The 15,953-nt window shown below is 71.6% G+C and carries 14 protein-coding genes; 2 read left to right on the forward strand and 12 right to left on the reverse strand.

What is annotated here, in order from left to right; genetic code table 11:
* Positions 1-94: 94 nt before the first annotated feature.
* The 7 genes from ACT2CW_RS33555 to ACT2CW_RS33585 form a co-directional block, all read right to left on the reverse strand.
* Complete coding sequence (locus tag ACT2CW_RS33555) at positions 95-2,191, reverse strand: APC family permease (protein WP_164429983.1); 2,097 nt, start codon at positions 2,189-2,191, stop codon at positions 95-97.
* Positions 2,192-2,279: 88 nt separating this feature from the next.
* Positions 2,280-3,395, reverse strand: a complete 1,116-nt coding sequence (locus ACT2CW_RS33560; RefSeq protein ID WP_445519319.1) for a cytochrome P450 family protein — start codon at positions 3,393-3,395, stop codon at positions 2,280-2,282.
* Complete coding sequence (locus ACT2CW_RS33565) at positions 3,377-4,849, reverse strand: cytochrome P450 (protein WP_445519320.1); 1,473 nt, start codon at positions 4,847-4,849, stop codon at positions 3,377-3,379. Before ACT2CW_RS33565 ends, ACT2CW_RS33560 begins: the two co-directional genes overlap by 19 nt.
* On the reverse strand, positions 4,846-5,457 hold the full coding sequence (locus ACT2CW_RS33570) for a GTP-binding protein (protein WP_037962354.1): 612 nt from the start codon (positions 5,455-5,457) through the stop codon (positions 4,846-4,848). The genes ACT2CW_RS33565 and ACT2CW_RS33570 overlap by 4 nt, the downstream gene beginning before the upstream one ends.
* Positions 5,435-5,791 carry a DUF742 domain-containing protein gene (locus ACT2CW_RS33575; RefSeq protein ID WP_037962352.1) on the reverse strand — a complete coding sequence of 119 codons (357 nt, stop codon included), beginning with the start codon at positions 5,789-5,791 and terminating at the stop codon, positions 5,435-5,437. The genes ACT2CW_RS33570 and ACT2CW_RS33575 overlap by 23 nt, the downstream gene beginning before the upstream one ends.
* Positions 5,788-6,216: a roadblock/LC7 domain-containing protein gene (locus ACT2CW_RS33580; RefSeq protein ID WP_037962350.1), complete on the reverse strand. Its 429-nt coding sequence runs from the start codon at positions 6,214-6,216 to the stop codon at positions 5,788-5,790. Before ACT2CW_RS33580 ends, ACT2CW_RS33575 begins: the two co-directional genes overlap by 4 nt.
* A complete protein-coding gene (locus ACT2CW_RS33585) occupies positions 6,213-7,802 on the reverse strand; it encodes an ATP-binding protein (protein ID WP_445519321.1) in 1,590 nt (529 codons plus the stop codon). The genes ACT2CW_RS33580 and ACT2CW_RS33585 overlap by 4 nt, the downstream gene beginning before the upstream one ends.
* A gap of 612 nt (positions 7,803-8,414) precedes the next feature.
* Here ACT2CW_RS33585 and ACT2CW_RS33590 point away from each other — a divergent pair.
* On the forward strand, positions 8,415-9,083 hold the full coding sequence (locus tag ACT2CW_RS33590) for a potassium channel family protein (RefSeq protein WP_037962347.1): 669 nt from the start codon (positions 8,415-8,417) through the stop codon (positions 9,081-9,083).
* A complete protein-coding gene (locus tag ACT2CW_RS33595; protein WP_064458559.1) occupies positions 9,080-9,757 on the forward strand; it encodes a potassium channel family protein in 678 nt (225 codons plus the stop codon). The genes ACT2CW_RS33590 and ACT2CW_RS33595 overlap by 4 nt, the downstream gene beginning before the upstream one ends.
* 179 nt (positions 9,758-9,936) lie before the next feature.
* Here the strand turns inward: ACT2CW_RS33595 and ACT2CW_RS33600 are convergent, their stop codons facing one another.
* From ACT2CW_RS33600 to ACT2CW_RS33620, 5 genes are all read right to left on the reverse strand, one after another.
* Entirely contained in the window at positions 9,937-10,758 is an 822-nt protein-coding gene (locus ACT2CW_RS33600; protein WP_445519322.1) for a DUF3159 domain-containing protein, read from the reverse strand.
* A 3-nt stretch (positions 10,759-10,761) separates the two neighbouring features.
* On the reverse strand, positions 10,762-11,190 hold the full coding sequence (locus ACT2CW_RS33605) for an OB-fold nucleic acid binding domain-containing protein (protein ID WP_078559625.1): 429 nt from the start codon (positions 11,188-11,190) through the stop codon (positions 10,762-10,764).
* A gap of 46 nt (positions 11,191-11,236) precedes the next feature.
* Entirely contained in the window at positions 11,237-11,920 is a 684-nt protein-coding gene (locus ACT2CW_RS33610) for a response regulator (RefSeq protein WP_138917144.1), read from the reverse strand.
* Positions 11,917-14,529, reverse strand: coding sequence for an ATP-binding protein (locus ACT2CW_RS33615; RefSeq protein ID WP_445519323.1), 2,613 nt, complete (start codon positions 14,527-14,529; stop codon positions 11,917-11,919). Before ACT2CW_RS33615 ends, ACT2CW_RS33610 begins: the two co-directional genes overlap by 4 nt.
* 268 nt (positions 14,530-14,797) lie before the next feature.
* Positions 14,798-15,685, reverse strand: a complete 888-nt coding sequence (locus ACT2CW_RS33620) for a hypothetical protein (protein WP_445519324.1) — start codon at positions 15,683-15,685, stop codon at positions 14,798-14,800.
* Positions 15,686-15,953 lie beyond the last annotated feature (268 nt).

The following is a 15,953-nucleotide window of genomic DNA, read 5'->3' on the forward strand; positions in this document are numbered from 1 at the left end:
GGGCACGGTGGGACAACAGCCCACCAGTCTACGTCGCGCCGGACCGCACCCCGTCACCCCGGAAGACCCGATATGCGGCTCCGCCGCGGAGCGCTCAGCGTCCCGGCACCTGCGAGGTGACCCCCGGCTTCTCGCCCTTCGCCCCCTTCTCGCCCCGCTCCCGCTTGGGCGGGATCACCGGGCCGCGCCGCACCGCACCCGGCGCGTTCCACTCGGCCCGCTTGCGGGCCCGCTTCCGGGCCAGCTCGGAGGAGTCCAGCTGCCACGGCACGGAGGTCACCATGACGCCCGGGGTGAACAGCAGCCGCCCCTTGAGCCGCAGCGCGCTCTGGTTGTGCAGCAGATGCTCGTACCAGTGGCCGACCACATACTCGGGGATGAAGACGGAGACCACATCGCGCGGGCTCTCCCGGCGCAGGCTCTTGACGTAGTCGATGACCGGCCGGGTGATCTCGCGGTAGGGCGAGTCGAGGATCTTGAGCGGCACGTCTATGCCGCGCTCGTGCCACACCGTCTGGAGCGCCTTGGTCTCGGCGGGGTCCACGTTGATGCTCAGCGCCTCCAGCCGGTGGGAGCGCATCAGCTTGGCGTAGGCCAGGGCGCGCAGCGTCGGCTTGTGGACCTTGGAGACGAGGACGATGGAGTGCACCCGGGAGGGGCGCACCTCCTCCTCGTCGAGCTGTTCGGTGGCCGCCGCCAGCTCCTCGGAGACGCCGTCGTAGTGGCGCCTGATGGCCGTCATGGTGACGTAGAAGATGACCATGCCGAGCAGGGCGACCCAGGCGCCGTGGGTGAACTTCGTCAGCAGCACCACGACCAGCACCAGGCCGGTGAAGAAGGCCCCGAAGGTGTTGATCGCGCGGGCGCGGATCATGCGGCGGCGGTTGTTGGGGTTCCGCTCGGTGGCCAGATGGCGGTTCCAGTGCCGCACCATGCCGGTCTGGCTGAGGGTGAACGAGACGAAGACACCGACGATGTAGAGCTGGATCAGCCGGGTGGAGTCGGCCCCGTAGAGGTAGACCAGGACGGCGGCGGCCGAGGCCAGCAGCACGATGCCGTTGGAGAAGGCGAGCCGGTCGCCGCGGGTGTGCAGCTGGCGGGGCAGATAGCGGTCCTGGGCCAGGATCGAGCCGAGCAGCGGGAAGCCGTTGTACGCGGTGTTGGCGGCCAGGAACAGCACCAGCGCGGTGGCCGCGGCCAGCACCACGAAGAAGAACGAGCCGTCGCCGAAGACGGCGGCCGCCACCTGCGAGATCACCGGGTTCTGGGTGTAGTCGGCACCGAGCGGTGCCCCGTTCTTCAGCAGGTCCCGCGCGGGGTTCTCGGCCATCTTGACGTTGGTGGCCAGGGCGAGGGTGATGATGCCGACGAACATGGCCACGGCGAGGCCGCCCATGAGCGCCAGCGTCGTGGCCGCGTTACGGCTCTTGGGCTTGCGGAAGGCGGGCACGCCGTTGCTGATCGCCTCGACGCCGGTCAGGGCGGCACAGCCGTCGGAGAACGCGCGCAGCAGCAGGAAGATCAGCGCGAAGCCGGCCAGCCCGGTCTGCTCGGCGTGCACCTCGTAGCCCGCGGTGGGGGCCTTCATGTCGTCGCCCAGGACCAGCCCGCGGTAGGCGCCCCAGAGGATCATTGCGAAGACGCCGCCGACGAAGACATAGGTGGGGATCGCGAAGAGCTTGCCCGACTCCCGTACGCCCCGCAGGTTCATGAGCGTCAGCAGCAGAATGATCCCGACCGCGCACAGCGTCTTGTTCTCGACGAAGAAGGGGACGGCCGAGCCGAGGTTCTCCACACCCGAGGAGATCGACACCGCCACCGTGAGGACGTAGTCGACCAGCAGGGCGCTGGCGACGGTCAGTCCCGCCTTGGGGCCGAGGTTGGTGGTGGCGACCTCGTAGTCACCGCCTCCGCTGGGGTACGCGTGGACGTTCTGGCGGTACGAGGCGACCACCGTGAACATCAGCACGACGATGGCGATCGTGATCCACGGGCTGTAGTGGTAGGCCGACGCACCCGCCACGGACAGAACGATCATCACCTGCCCCGGCGCGTACGCGACGGAGGACAGGGGGTCGGAGGCGAAGACGGGGAGCGCGATGCGCTTCGGGAGGAGGGTCTCCCCCAGCTTGTCGCTGCGCAGCGCCCGCCCGATCAGGATCCGTTTCGGGAGGTCGGTCAGTTTGGACACGCAGAGGATCGTAAGGGGTAGCCCGGGCCCCCGCCCACCCGCCCACCCCCGGGAAAAGGGGCGGACGGGAGCGCGGACCCCGGGGCGGTCAGGCCAGCCGCGCGGGCAGGGTGCGGTGGCCGTTGGAAATGAAGGACTCCACCGGCTCCAGCGGGCCCTGCCCGGACGCGAGCGTGAGCCCGGGGAAGCGGTCGAAGAGCGCCGGGAGCGCGATCGCGGCCTCCAGCCGCCCCAGCGGGGCGCCGACGCACAGGTGGACGCCGTGGCCGAACGCCAGATGGCTCTTGACCTGCCGGGTGACGTCGAACGCGTCCGCGTCGCCGTGCACCTCCGGGTCGCGTCCGGCGGCCGCGTAGGCGGCCAGGATCGCGTCGCCCTTGCGCAGCACCACGCCGCCGTCCAGCTCGATGTCCTCCACGGCGTAGCGCAGCGGCAGGTTGGCGACCGGGGCGGAGTGCCGCAGTGTCTCCTCGATCACATCGTCCCAGGTGGCCCGGCCCGCCCGGACGTGCTCGAGCTGCTCGGGCCGGGTGAGCAGCGCGTGGATGGCGTTGTCCAGGAGGTTGACCGTGGTCTCGTGGCCGGCCGAGAGGAACAGGGCGAGGGTGTCGGTGAGCTCCTTCTCGCTGAGCCTGGAGTCGCTCTCCTCGTCCCGCACCGCGATCAGCCCGCTGGTCAGGTCGTCGCCGGGCGTCTCGCGCTTGGTGGCCACCAGCTCGCCGAGGACGGCGTACATCTCGCCGTAGGTGGCGGTGACCTCCTCCGCGGAGGCAGAGGTGTGGAAGATGCTGTCCACGACCCGGCGCATCCGCTCGCGCAGGTGCTCGTCCTCGAGCCCGAACAGCTCGGAGATCACCTGGATGGGCAGCGGGTACGCGTACGCCTCGCGCAGGTCGACCACCTCGCCCGGCCCGGCGGCGGCCAGGTCGTCCAGGAGCCTGGCGCAGATCTCCTCGATGCGCGGCCGCAGGGCGGCGGTGCGCCGGGCGGTGAACGCCTTGGAGACCAGGGTGCGCAGCCGCCGGTGCTCACCGCCGTAGGCCGTGAACATGTTCTCCACGGCGACCCAGGTGATCAGCGGCCACTCGGGCGAGATCTCACCGTTGTTCCACGCGGGCCAGTGCTGCCGGGGGTCCTTGGAGACCCGGGGGTCGGTCAGCAGCTGTTTGAGCGTGCGCTGGCGGGTTATTGCCCACGCCACCACGCCGTCAGGAAGCTCAACAAGCGTCGCCTCGCCGCCCGCTGCGACTCGGGCTGCCTCTCCGACAATGTCTCGGCCGGCGGGGTCGAGGACGATGGGACGGGGTTCCACTGGCTGCCTCCAGGGCTCTCGTCGAATGGGGCCGACTTGGACACGGACGCCGCGAACGGCTCGGCCTGAGCCGCCGCCTGGGCGGGGAAGCGCACCGGCAGGGCGGCCAGGGCACGGTGGAAGGGTCCGGTCCGCCAGGTCAGCCGCTCGGCGGGGACCGCGAGTTCCATGTCCGGAAGGCGGTCCAGAAGCCGCTCGATGGCCACGGAGGCGATCACCCGGGCGGGCCGCTCGGCGGGGCAGCGGTGGGCGCCCGCGCTCCAGGCCAGGTGGGCGCGGTTGCCGGAGCGGCGGTCGGAGGCCAGGGCGGCCTCGTGGTTGGCCGCCGCGTAGCTGATGAGCACCGGGTCGCCCTTGCGCAGCCGTACGCCGGCGACCTCGCAGTCGTACCGGGGGAAGCGGGTGCCGTAGTTGGCCATCGGCGGGTCGTTCCAGAGCACCTCGTCCAGGGCGTCCTGGACGGGCATGCTGCCGCCGGACAGCTCACCGGCGAAGCGGTCGTCCGACAGCAGCAGCCGCAGCGCGTTGGCGATCAGGTTCTGCTGGGGGTCGGTACCGGCCGCCATCAGCAGGATGATCTGCTGCATCAGCTCTTCGTCGGCGAGCTGCGAGGGGTGCGCGATCAGCCAGGAGGTGACGTCGGCGGCGAGCTGCTCGCGCTTCTCCGCCACCAGGCCGGAGATCCACCGCAGCAGTTCGTCGTTGGCGGCCGCCGCGTCCTCGCCGCTGTCGAAGAGCTTCATCATCGTCTCGACCAGCTTCGGCCCGTCCGCCGGGCGGGCGCCGAAGAGCTGGTTGAAGACCAGCAGCGGGAGCACCGACGCGTACTCGGTGATCAGATCGGCCCGGCCCCGGGAGGCGAAGGCGTCGATCAGCGTCTCCGCGCTGCGCTCGACGTACTCGCTGAGGGCGTGCGGATCCACCCGGTCCAGGCTGTCGGTGATCGCCCCACGCAGCCGGGCGTGTGCCTCACCATCGCTGAACAGCGCGTTCGGCCGGTACATCAGCATCGGCGCGACCGGGTTGTCCGGCCCCACGGTGCCGTCCTGCACCGCCCGCCAGCCGCGCGGGTCCTTGGCGAACCGCTCGGTGTCGCGCAGGATCTCCAGGCCGAGCTGATAGCTGGTGACCAGCGAGGCGTACACCCCCGGTGACAGCTCGACCGGTGCGATGGGCCCGAAGGTGGCGCGCATCCGCGCATAGGCGCCGTGCGGGTCGTCGGCGAACTCCTGCCCGTACATCGGTACGGCGGCGCGGGACCCGGTGGCGCCCCCGGCCTCGGCGGGGGCGGCGTGCGCGGGGCAGCCGGGCGGCGGAACGGGCCCGGCGGCTGGACTATTGGTCACACAATCTCCTGAGAACTACGGGTCTGGCGGGCCTGTAGGTACTGGACGAGGGCGATCAGCGCGTGGGTGGAGGAGATCCGGTCCCGGGCGTCGCAGGTCACCAGGGGCGTCTCCGGAAGCAGATCGAGGGCCTCCCGGACCTCCGGCTCGGCGAAGCGGGGAGCGCCCTCGAAGTGGTTGACGGCGACGGCGTACGGCAGTCCGTGTTCCTCCAGGACGGCCATCACCGGGAAGGACTGCTCCAGCCGCCGGGTGTCGGCCAGCACCAGCGCGCCCAGCGCCCCGAGCGTCATGTCCCGCCACAGCCGGGTGAAGCGCTGCTGCCCCGGTGTGCCGAACAGATAGAGCACCAGGGACTCGCTGAGGGTGAGCCGGCCGAAGTCCATGGCGACGGTGGTGGTCGTCTTGTCCTCGGTGCCCCGCAGATCGTCGGTGAGCGCACCGGCCTCGGTCATCGTCTCCTCGGTGCGCAGCGGCCGGATCTCGGACAGCGAGCTCACATAGGTCGTCTTGCCGACCGCGAAGTGCCCGACGACCAGGATCTTCGCCGCCACCCGCACCGTGGCCGGGAGATAGGCCGCCTGGTCAGAGGCGAGCGCGGAGTCCATCGAGCACCTCCTGGAGCAGCTGGACCTCGGGGAGCTCGGCGGGCGGGATGGGGGCCCGCGCGCTGATGTGACCGCTGTCCACGAGGTCGCCGAGCAGGACCTTGGTGACGCTGACGGGCAGCTCCAGATACCCGGCGACCTCGGCCACCGAGAGCGCGCCGCCCAGACACAGCTCCATGACCCGCCGCTTCTCCGGGCTGAGCCCGGTGAGCGGCCGGTCGGGGTGGGCCATGACCAGGGTCACCAGGTCGAAGGTGTTACGAGTCGGGTAGGCACGGCCGTCGGTCACGACATACGGCCGTACCAATCCTCGTTCGCGCCTCCCCGGACTCATGCGTGACTGCCGATCCCCTGCCGCGGGAGGCCCTGCCTCGGCGGGCTGGTGAGTTCCTTGCCGAGCCGGTCGACAAGCTTCTGCATCCGGTAGCTGACCGCCTCCATGTCCACCGCCTCGGTGGCCGAGACCGCCAGATACGCGCCGGGCCCGGCGGCGATCAGGAAGACGTACCCGCCGACGAACTCGACGAGCGTCTGCTGCCAGGGCGTCTCGTGCGGATCACAGAACTCGGAGGTGGAGCGGCTGATCGATTGCAGCCCGGAGAGTGCGGCGGCTTGGCGCTCGGCCTCGTCGCGCGCGATGCCCTGGGAGTGTGCCCGGAGCATCCCGTCCGCGGAGAGCAGGATCGCGTGCCGCGCCTCCGGCATCTTGACGACCTCGTCGAGCATCCAGCCGAGCTCGTTGTTGAGATGGTCGTTCATGCCTGGCGATTCCCTTCGTCATGGTCAGGGGCGGAGTCCTGGGTGGCGGAACGGCCGGAGCGGGTGCCGCGGGCGAACGCGCCCATCCGCGAAGCGGTTTCCTTCGCCGACCGCACACGGAACGCGCCCGTGTCGGGGTCGGCGGCGCCGGTCTGCCCGGCGCCGGTGGTCCAGTCGCCGGGTGGCGGGGTGGCGGCGGCCTCCCGGCGGCGGCGCTTGGGCAGACCGCCCGCCGTGGTGCCGTACACGCGTGTGGCCTCGCCGTCGGGGGACGGCTGGGGCGCCGGGGCGGGTGCCGGTTCCGGGGCGGCTGCCGCCGGGGCCGGGGCCGGGCCCGGGGGCTGGGTCTGGTGCGGGATCGGCGCCTGGTGCGGGGCCGGGGCCTCGTGCCGGGCCGGGGCCTCGTGCGGAGCCGGGGCCTCATGCGGGGCCGGGGCCTGGTGGATCGGGGACGGCTCCTGCGCCTGGGCCGGGACGGTCGGCGCCTGCGGCGCCCTTCTGGGGGGACGGGTCCGGCGGGAGGGCAGGGTGTGCAGCGGTTCGGCGCCCTCGGGATCCTGCCCGGCGGTGCCCGGCCGCCCGTCGGGGTCGACGTGGGTGAGCAGCTCGGTCGGCAGGAACAGCACGGCGCGCACACCGCCGTACGGGGACCGGGTGTCCACCGAGACGCTGAAGCCGTACCGCGCGGCCAGCAGGCCCACCACGGCGAAGCCGAACTGCGGCGGGTCGCCGAGCCGGGAGACGTCCACGGCGCGCTGGCCGGAGAGCAGGTTGGCGGCGCGCTGGACCTCCAGGCCGTCCATGCCCACACCGGCGTCGTCGATCACGATGCAGGCCCCGTTGTGCACCGGCTGGAGGCTGACCTCCACCGAGGTGTTGGGCTGCGAATGGCGGGCGGCGTTGTCCAGCAGCTCGGCGACCGCGAGCACGGTGGGCTCCACGGCCCGGCTCACCACGGCGACGTCGATCAGGGTGTGCACCTGCACCCGCTGGTAGTCGCGGATGCGGGACTTGGCGCCGCGGACCACATCGGTCAGCGAGGAGGCCAGCCGCTGCCTGCCGGGCCAGGAGCCGCAGAGCACCGCGATGGCCTGGGCGCGCCGGCCGAACTGGGCGTTGGCGTGGTCGATCTCCAGCAGGTCCCGCAGCACATCGGGGTTGTCGTGCCGCTCCTGCATCTCGGAGATGGAGACCTGCTGTTCGTTGGCGAGTCCCTGGACGGCTCGCATGGACGCCTTGAGCGCCGCCTTGGCGGAGGCGTCGGCGCGCGTCTGCGCCTTGTCCACCGCCCGGGTGAACTGCTCCATGACGGCGTGCAGGCTCTGCGCGAAGGCCGTGCCGGCCAGCTTCTCGTCGCGCAGGCCCGGCAGCGGGCCGGGCTGGCTCAGCGCGTCGGCGATCGAGGGGAGGCGTACGTCGACGAGGTGGCGCACCTCCTCGTCACGGGCGCGCAGGCTGTCCTCGAGCGTGGCGTTGCGCCTGCGGACTCCGGCGGTGATCTGCCGCTGGCGGATCAGAAGCACCAGGACGACGAGAAGCGCGGCGGCCAGACACCAGCTCACCGCCTCCGATATGTGATCAGTCATCAGGAACCTCGTGCAGGGGAAACGCGGGCGCGGAAGGAACGCTCAGAGCCCTGATGTCCCGTCCGGAAACGGAATACGACGATCATCTTAGCCATGTCGTGACCTAGCGTCCGACACCCGTGACAAAGTTCGAACCGGCGGGAATCACCCGCCATTTGTCATGTGGTTTCGGTGAAGATCCGGGATTTCAGACGAAGATGAAGGGTCGCGACCACCTGAGGAGCGCCGTAACCCGGCCCCACCGTAGTGGTCACGGCTGATCACCGACAGCTTTTTCACTGGGCATCCGCAACCGGAAATGATCGTTACCTCTTTCCTCCCGGCGTGTCCGCGATCACCTCCGGCCAGCTCCGCTCATCACCGATCACCGTGGGAACTTTCGCGCTATGTCATACGTCACCACCTTCGTTCCCGGACCGTCGTGCGCGGACGGGGGAGCGGGCCGCCGGTACGGATACGGTGGGGACAGGTGCCGCGGCGGCCGATTCCCGTCGTCCCCGGGCACCGGCATCGGGGTTCCGCCCCGCTGTCGCCCCGTAGGTCCTGGAAGGAAGATGTGAGCAGGGTGTTTGCGCAGGTCGGCACGGTCATCAGGAGTGCGGGGTAGGACGCATGCATATCGTGATCATGGGCTGTGGCCGGGTGGGCGCGGCCCTCGCCCAGACCCTGGAGCAACAGGGGCACACGGTCGCGGTCGTCGACCAGGACCCCACCGCCTTCCGCCGCCTCGGCGCGGGCTTCGGCGGGCGCCGGGTGACCGGCGTCGGCTTCGACCAGGACACCCTGCGCGAGGCGGGCATCGAGGAGGCGGGCGCCTTCGCCGCGGTCAGCAGCGGCGACAACTCCAACATCATCGCGGCCCGGGTGGCCCGCGAGATGTTCGGCGTGGAGAACGTGGCGGCCCGGATCTACGACCCCCGCCGCGCCGAGGTCTATCAGCGCCTCGGCATCCCGACCGTGGCCACGGTGCGCTGGACAGCCGACCAGATGCTGCGGCGGCTGCTGCCGTCCGGCGCGGAGCCGCTGTGGCGGGACCCCAGTGGCGGGGTCCAGCTCGCCGAGGTGCACATCTCCCCCTCGTGGGTGGGCCACAAGGTCAGCAAGCTCCAGGAGGAGACCGGTGTGCGGGTCGCGTTCCTCACCCGGCTCGGCGAGGCGATGCTGCCCACCTCCGAGACGGTGCTCCAGGAGGGCGACCTGGTGCATGTGATGATGCGCACGGACGAGGTCGAGAAGGTCGAGGCGGCCTTTGAAAAGGGTCCCGAGGAGGCCGGCCGATGAGAGTTGCCATTGCCGGTGCGGGCGCCGTGGGGCGTTCCATCGCGAGCGAGCTGCTGGAGAACGGGCACGAGGTGCTCCTCATCGACAAGGCGCCGACCGCCATCTCGGTGGAGCGGGTGCCGCAGGCCGAATGGCTGCTGGCCGACGCGTGCGAGATCACCTCGCTGGACGAGGCGGCGCTTCAGCGCTGCAACGTGGTCATCGCGGCCACCGGTGACGACAAGGTCAACCTCGTCGTCTCGCTGCTCGCCAAGACCGAGTACGGGGTGCCCCGGGTGGTCGCCCGGGTCAACAACCCCAAGAACGAGTGGCTGTTCAACGAGGCGTGGGGCGTCGATGTGGCCGTCTCCACCCCGCGTCTGATGTCGGCGCTGGTCGAGGAGGCGGTGAGCGTCGGCGATCTGGTGCGGCTGCTCCGCTTCAGCCACGGCGACGCCAACCTGGTGGAGCTGACGCTGCCGCCGGAGGCGGCGCTGGTGGGCACCCGGGTCGGCGATGTGGAGTGGCCCGAGGACACCACGCTGGTCACCATCATCCGCGGCACCCGCGTGCTGACCCCGAACAAGGACGATGTGCTGGAGGCCGGGGACGAGCTGCTGTTCGTCGCGGCGCAGGCGCGCGAGGAGCAGCTCGAGCAGCTGCTGTCCGTCCAGCGCCAGGACACCGCCGGTTAGGCCGCCGGCCGGGCCGGTTAGGCACTGAGGTCCGCCGCCCTGGGCTCCCGAGCCGGGAGCCCAGGCGCCCCGAAGGGGCGCGGGGCTGTGTCGATGTGCGGCTCCGCCGCGTGGGCGCGACCAGCCACGACGGCGCCGCGGACGATCGACGACAGCTCAGGGCACTTCCCGCGGAGCGCTTAGTGCCGGGGCGGCTGCCGGTCGGCGGATTCGGTACGGGCCTCGGACACGATCTGGCCGGTCCACTCCGAGAGCAGCGGATCGGCGGCCTTGCCGGCCTCGGCCTTCGCCCGCTCGCGGTCCCGCTCGGCCTTCTCCTCCGCCTCCATCTCCGCGATGACATCGATCGGCGGCGGGGCCTTGGCCAGGAAGATCCAGGTCAGATAGACGCAGAGCAGGAACGGCGGAATGCCGAGCGCGACCTTGACCCAGCCGAGCTGGGTGGCGTCCCCCCACCAGTAGAGCGGGAACAGCACCGCCGACTTGGCCAGCAGGATCAGCCCCCACGCCCAGGTGGACCGGGTGTAGGCGCGGAACCGGCCGGGGTTGCGGGTGCGCCAGGAGAGGTTCTCCTTCAGCATCGGCCCGAGCAGCACGCCGATGAGCGGGAAGCGGAAGATCGCCGAGAGGATGTAGGCGATCGCCAGGCCCAGGGTGTAGAGCATGCCCGGCAGATAGAAGTTCTTCGCGTCGCCGGACATCATCGCGAAGATCGCGCCGAACGCGACCCCGAAGACCCCGCTGAAGGCGTGCTTCAGCGTCTCCTTGCGCACCAGCCGGGTGAGCCCGAGCAGCACGCTGAGGCCGAGCGCGGCGATCGCGGCGAGGTGAATGTCCCGCTTGATCGTGTACAGCAGGACGAAGACCAGACCGGGGACGGTGGTGTCCACCATGCCCCGCACCCCGCCGAACGCCTCCAGGAGCGCGGTGTCCGCCGCCGCCCTGCTGTCGGCGGCGGTGCGTCGGTGCCCGGTCGGGGGCGTCTTGTCGTCTGGCGTCACCGGCTACTCCTGTCCGAGCGGTCGGAGTTCGTACTTCGGATTGAACAGCACCCGGCGCCCATGGCTCATGGAGATCCGGCCCGAGGCGATCAGCTTGCGCCCCGGTTCTATCCCGATGATGGAGCGACGGCCCAGCCACACCACGTCCAGCGCGGCGGTGCCGTCGAAGAGCTCCGCCTCCAGTGCGGGAACTCCGGCCCGCGGCCTGAGGGTCACCGTGCGCAGCGTGCCCGTCACCTTGACGATCTGACGGTCACCGCAGTCGCCGATCTTGGTACAGCCCGCGGCCTCCGCGTCCTGCTGCAACTCGGCGGAGTGCAGTTCCTCCTGGGAGCTCGACAGCCGGTCCAGCATCCGCCGGAACCGGCCGACCGGTTTGTCGGACCTGTCTCCCCTGTCAGCCCCGTCGGAGGGGTGGCGTACGGAACTCATACGGCCAGCGTACCGGTGCGCCATCGGCGAAACGCCGTCCCCGCGCTCATCGCTCGAACCGGTAACCCATGCCCGGCTCGGTGACGAAGTGCCGCGGATGCGAGGGGTCGGTCTCCAGCTTGCGGCGCAGCTGCGCCATGTACACCCGCAGGTAGTTGCTCTCGGTGCCGTACGAGGGGCCCCAGACCTCCTGGAGCAGCTGCTTCTGGCTGACCAGCCGGCCGGCGTTGCGCACCAGGACCTCCAGCAGATGCCATTCGGTGGGGGTCAGCCGCACATCGCGGCCGTCGCGATGGGCCTTCTTGGCGGCCAGGTCGACGGTGAACGCGTCGGTCTCCACCACCACCGAGTCCTCCGGCCGCCCCACCGGCTCGGCGCGGCGGACGGCCGCGCGCAGCCGGGCGAGCAGCTCGTCCATGCCGAACGGCTTGGTGACGTAGTCGTCCGCCCCGGCGTCGAGCGCCTCGACCTTCTCGTCCGAGGTCTGACGGGCGGAGAGCACCAGGATCGGCACCCGGGTCCAGCCCCGGAGCCCCCTGATCACCTCCACCCCGTCCATATCGGGCAGTCCGAGGTCGAGCACGATCACATCGGGATGGCGGGCGGCGGCGAGCCGGAGTGCGGTGGCACCGTCCGAGGCCGCGTCCACCTCGTACTTGCGCGCCTTCAGGTTGATCACGAGGGCGCGCACGATCTGCGGCTCGTCGTCCACCACGAGCACCCGGTTCATCTGGCGGGCCTGCCTTTCTGCTCTGTTGTGCCTGACGTGGAGCCGACCTGGACCGGGAGGCCGGGGGCGGCCGGCGGGCGGCCCCGGGCGACCCGCAGCGTGAGCACCATGGTCATCCCGCCGCCGGGGGTGTCCTCGGCGGTCAGCCGCCCGCCCATGGCCTCGGCGAAGCCGCGGGCGACGGCGAGCCCGAGGCCGACCCCGGCGCCGCGCGGGGCGTCCCCGTACCGCTGGAAGGGCTCGAAGATACGGTCCTTCTCGCTGTCCGGCACGCCCGGCCCGCCGTCGGCCACGCGCAGCTCCACCCGGTCGCCGAGGGCGCTCGCGGAGACCAGCACGGGGCGGTCCGGCGGGCTGTACTTCACCGCGTTCTCCACGATGTTGGCGACGGCGCGCTCCAGCAGCCCGGGGTCGACCGCGACCATCGGCAGCTCCTCGGGGATGTCGAGGGCGACGTCGGCCTCGGGAACGCCGACGAGCGCCATCGGCACCACCTCGTCCAGGTCGATCTCCCGGATGAGCGGGGTGACGGTGCCGGTCTGGAGCCGGGAGATGTCCAGGAGGTTGCCCACCAGGTGGTCCAGCCGGTCGGCGCCGCTCTCGATGCCCTCCAGCAGCTCGGCCTCGTCCTCCGCCGACCAGGCCACGTCATCGGCGCGCAGGGAGCTCACGGCCGCCTTGATGGCCGCGAGCGGGGTGCGCAGATCGTGGCTGACGGCGGCGAGCAGCGCGGTGCGGATGCGGTTCCCCTCGGCCAGCTCGCGGGCCTGCCCGGCCTCCTGGGCCAGCCGCTGCCGGTCGAGGACGACGGCGGCCTGGGCGGCGAAGGCGGCGAGCACGCGGCGGTCCTCGGCGGGCAGGACCCGGCCGGAGAGCGCGAGCGCCATATGGTCGCCGACCGGCATGTCCACCTCCGCGTCCTCGGGCCGCTCGGGCGGCGGGGTGCCGCCGTGGCCGCCGACGCTGCCCGCGCAGGTCCAGGGGGCGACATCGCTCTCCCGCTCCAGCAGCGCGACGGAGTCCATGGCGAACGTCTCGCGGACCCGCTCCAGCAGCGCCTCCAGGCTGGTCTCGCCGCGCAGCACGCTGCCCGCGAGGAAGGACAGTATCTCGGACTCGGCGCGCAGCCGGGCGGCCTGATGGGTGCGGCGGGCGGCGAGGTCCACCACGGAGGCCACGCAGACCGCCACCGCCACGAAGATCGCTATGGCGACGATGTTCTCGGGGTCGGCGATGGTCAGGGTGTGGGTGGGCGGGGTGAAGTAGTAGTTGAGCAGCAGCGATCCGACGGCCGCCGAGGCGAGCGCGGGCACCATGCCGCCCAGCAGGGCGGCCAGCACATTGAGGAACAGGAAGAGCAGCACCTCGTTGGCGAACCCGGGCCCGGCCTCGGAGGCGAGGGTGGCGCCGGTGGCGGTGAGCAGCAGCGTGAGCAGGGCCGGTCCGGCCACCCCGACCACCCAGCCCGCGATCAGCCGGGAGCGGCCCAGCCGGGCGCCGCGCGCCACCGGCAGCCCGCGCCCCTTGGCGACCTCGTCATGGGTGACGATATGGACGTCCAGATCGGGCCCGGACTCCCGGGCGACGGTGGCGCCCACCCCGGGCCCGAACATGTACTGCCAGGTCTTGCGACGGCTGGAGCCGAGCACGATCTGGGTCGCGTTGACCCCGCGGGCGAACTCCAGCAGCGCCCCGGGGATGTCCTCCCCTATGACGTGGTGGAAGGTGCCCCCGAGGTCTTCGACGAGGGTGCGCTGGACCGCAAGCTCCTTGGGCGAGGCCGAGGTCAGACCGTCGCTGCGGGCGATGTAGACGGCGAGGATCTCGCTGCCGGAGCCCTTGGCCGCCATCCGGGCCGCCCGGCGGATCAGCGTCCGCCCCTCCGGGCCGCCGGTCAGCCCGACGACGATGCGCTCACGGGCCTGCCAGGTGGAGCGGATGGAGTGCTCGTCGCGGTACTGCTGGAGGTATTCGTCCACCCGGTCGGCGGTCCACAGCAGGGCCAGCTCGCGCAGCGCGGTCAGGTTCCCGGGCCGGAAGTAGTTCGACAGCGCGGCGTCGACCTTGTCGGGCGCGTAGATGTTGCCGTGCGCCATGCGGCGGCGCAGCGCCTGGGGCGACATGTCGACCAGCTCGATCTGGTCGGCCCGGCGCACCACCTCGTCCGGGACGGTCTCCCGCTGGCGCACCCCCGTGATCGACTCCACCACGTCCCCCAGCGACTCCAGGTGCTGGATGTTGACGGTGGAGACGACGTCGATGCCCGCCCGCAGCAGCTCCTCGACGTCCTGCCAGCGCTTCTCGTTCCGGCAGCCGGGGACGTTGGTGTGGGCGAGCTCGTCGACGAGCGCGACGGAGGGGCGGCGCGCCAGCACCGCGTCCACGTCCATCTCGCTGAAGGCGGACCCCCGGTACTCCACCTCCCGGCGGGGCACCTCCTCGAGCCCGTGCATCATCACCTGGGTGCGCCGGCGGCCGTGGTGCTCCACGAAGCCGACCACGAGGTCCGTGCCGCGCTCGACCCGGCGGTGCCCCTCGGACAGCATCGCGTAGGTCTTGCCGACGCCCGGTGCCGCACCGAGGTAGATCCGCAACTTTCCGCGTCCCATGCCCCTATTTTCCCTGTTGGACGGCGCCTGAGCGCTCGGCGAGCCTCCGGCGGGCGATACCCGTCGAGCAAACCTCGCCCCCGGCCGGACCGGCCGTCCCTTGACGCCTCCCTTACGGCCGGTGGCGCCCTCTTGACGCGTCTCTGACGCGGGGCGCCCGAAGCCCTCGGGGCGAACCAGCAGGAAAAAGCCGGTGGGCCGTACTCCGCAGAGAAGAGTACGGCCCACCGGTAGACGCTCACATCGGGCCGGGCCTTACGCCGTCGGCTCAGCCGGACGCGAGCGAGCAGCCCGCCAAGGCGTCAAGACCGGAGGGGGCGGTCGAGCCCTGGCGGGAGATCGAGAGTTCGATGCGGTCGATCGTCGAGGCGCGCTTGTCCTTCAGCGGACCGAGGATCGCGTTCTGTACGAAGTTGGGGCCGCCCTCGCCAGCGGAGGAGGCCAGCCGCTTGTTGGCCTCGTCGAGCTGGGTCTGGAGCAGCGCGAGATTGCGGTCCACCTCGGCCTGGGCGGCGGCCGGTACGTCGCCGATCCCGGAGGCGACGTCGGGGCAGCTGATGGTCTGGCCGGAGCCCGCGCCGGCCCCGCCGCCCTGCTCCTGCCCGCCCTGGTCGGCTCCCCCGCCCTGCTCCTCGGCGGGCTGGGAGGCGGCGGCGGTCGGGCTCGCGGCGCCGCCCGCCTCGCCGCCCGCGCCGGTGTCGGAGCCCGCTCCCGCCCCGCCGTCCGACAGCGTGCACTCGGCGAGCGCGTCCAGCCCCGCCGGCTTCTCGGCATGCCGTCCTATGGAGATCGCGATGCGGTCCAGGGTGGACTTCCGCTTGTCCGCCAGCGGCCCGAGGATGGCGTTCTGCACGAAGTTGGGGCCGCCCTCGCCCTGGCTGGTGCTGAGCCGCTTGTTGGCCTCCACCAGCTGGGTGTCCAGCAGGGCGAGGTTGCGGTCCACCTCGGCCCGGGCCTCGGCCGGGATCTCCGGGAGGGAACCGGAGACGGCGGGGCAGCTGATGGCCGAGGCCGCCTTGGTCGACGCACTGGCGTCACCGCTGCCGTCCTGACCGGCCATGGCGGCTCCCACCACGACGGCCGCACAGGTGATACCGCCGATCGCCCCGGAGAGGAGGATTCTCCGGCGGTGGAGTAACGGAAGGCCACGCGACATCTGATCACTCACCTCGTTGAGGTCGGACAGGGGGTGTCTCTCGCGACGCGCCTTCTCCCCCTCGGAGCGTCACAAGGTCTCGCGCCCATGAGTACGGCCGGTGCGGCGGATGTGTTCAACGGGTTCCGGGAAAACCCCGAAAACCCGAAGGGCGGGCTCCGGAACATGCCGAAGGGGCCCGGGGTCCTGCCCCGGGCCCCTTCCGGGCCTTGGCTCTCCGCCGTACGCGAGCTGCCGTACGCGAGCTCTCACGCGCCGTACGCGAGCT

Source organism: Streptomyces sp. NEAU-174, assembly GCF_052665095.1.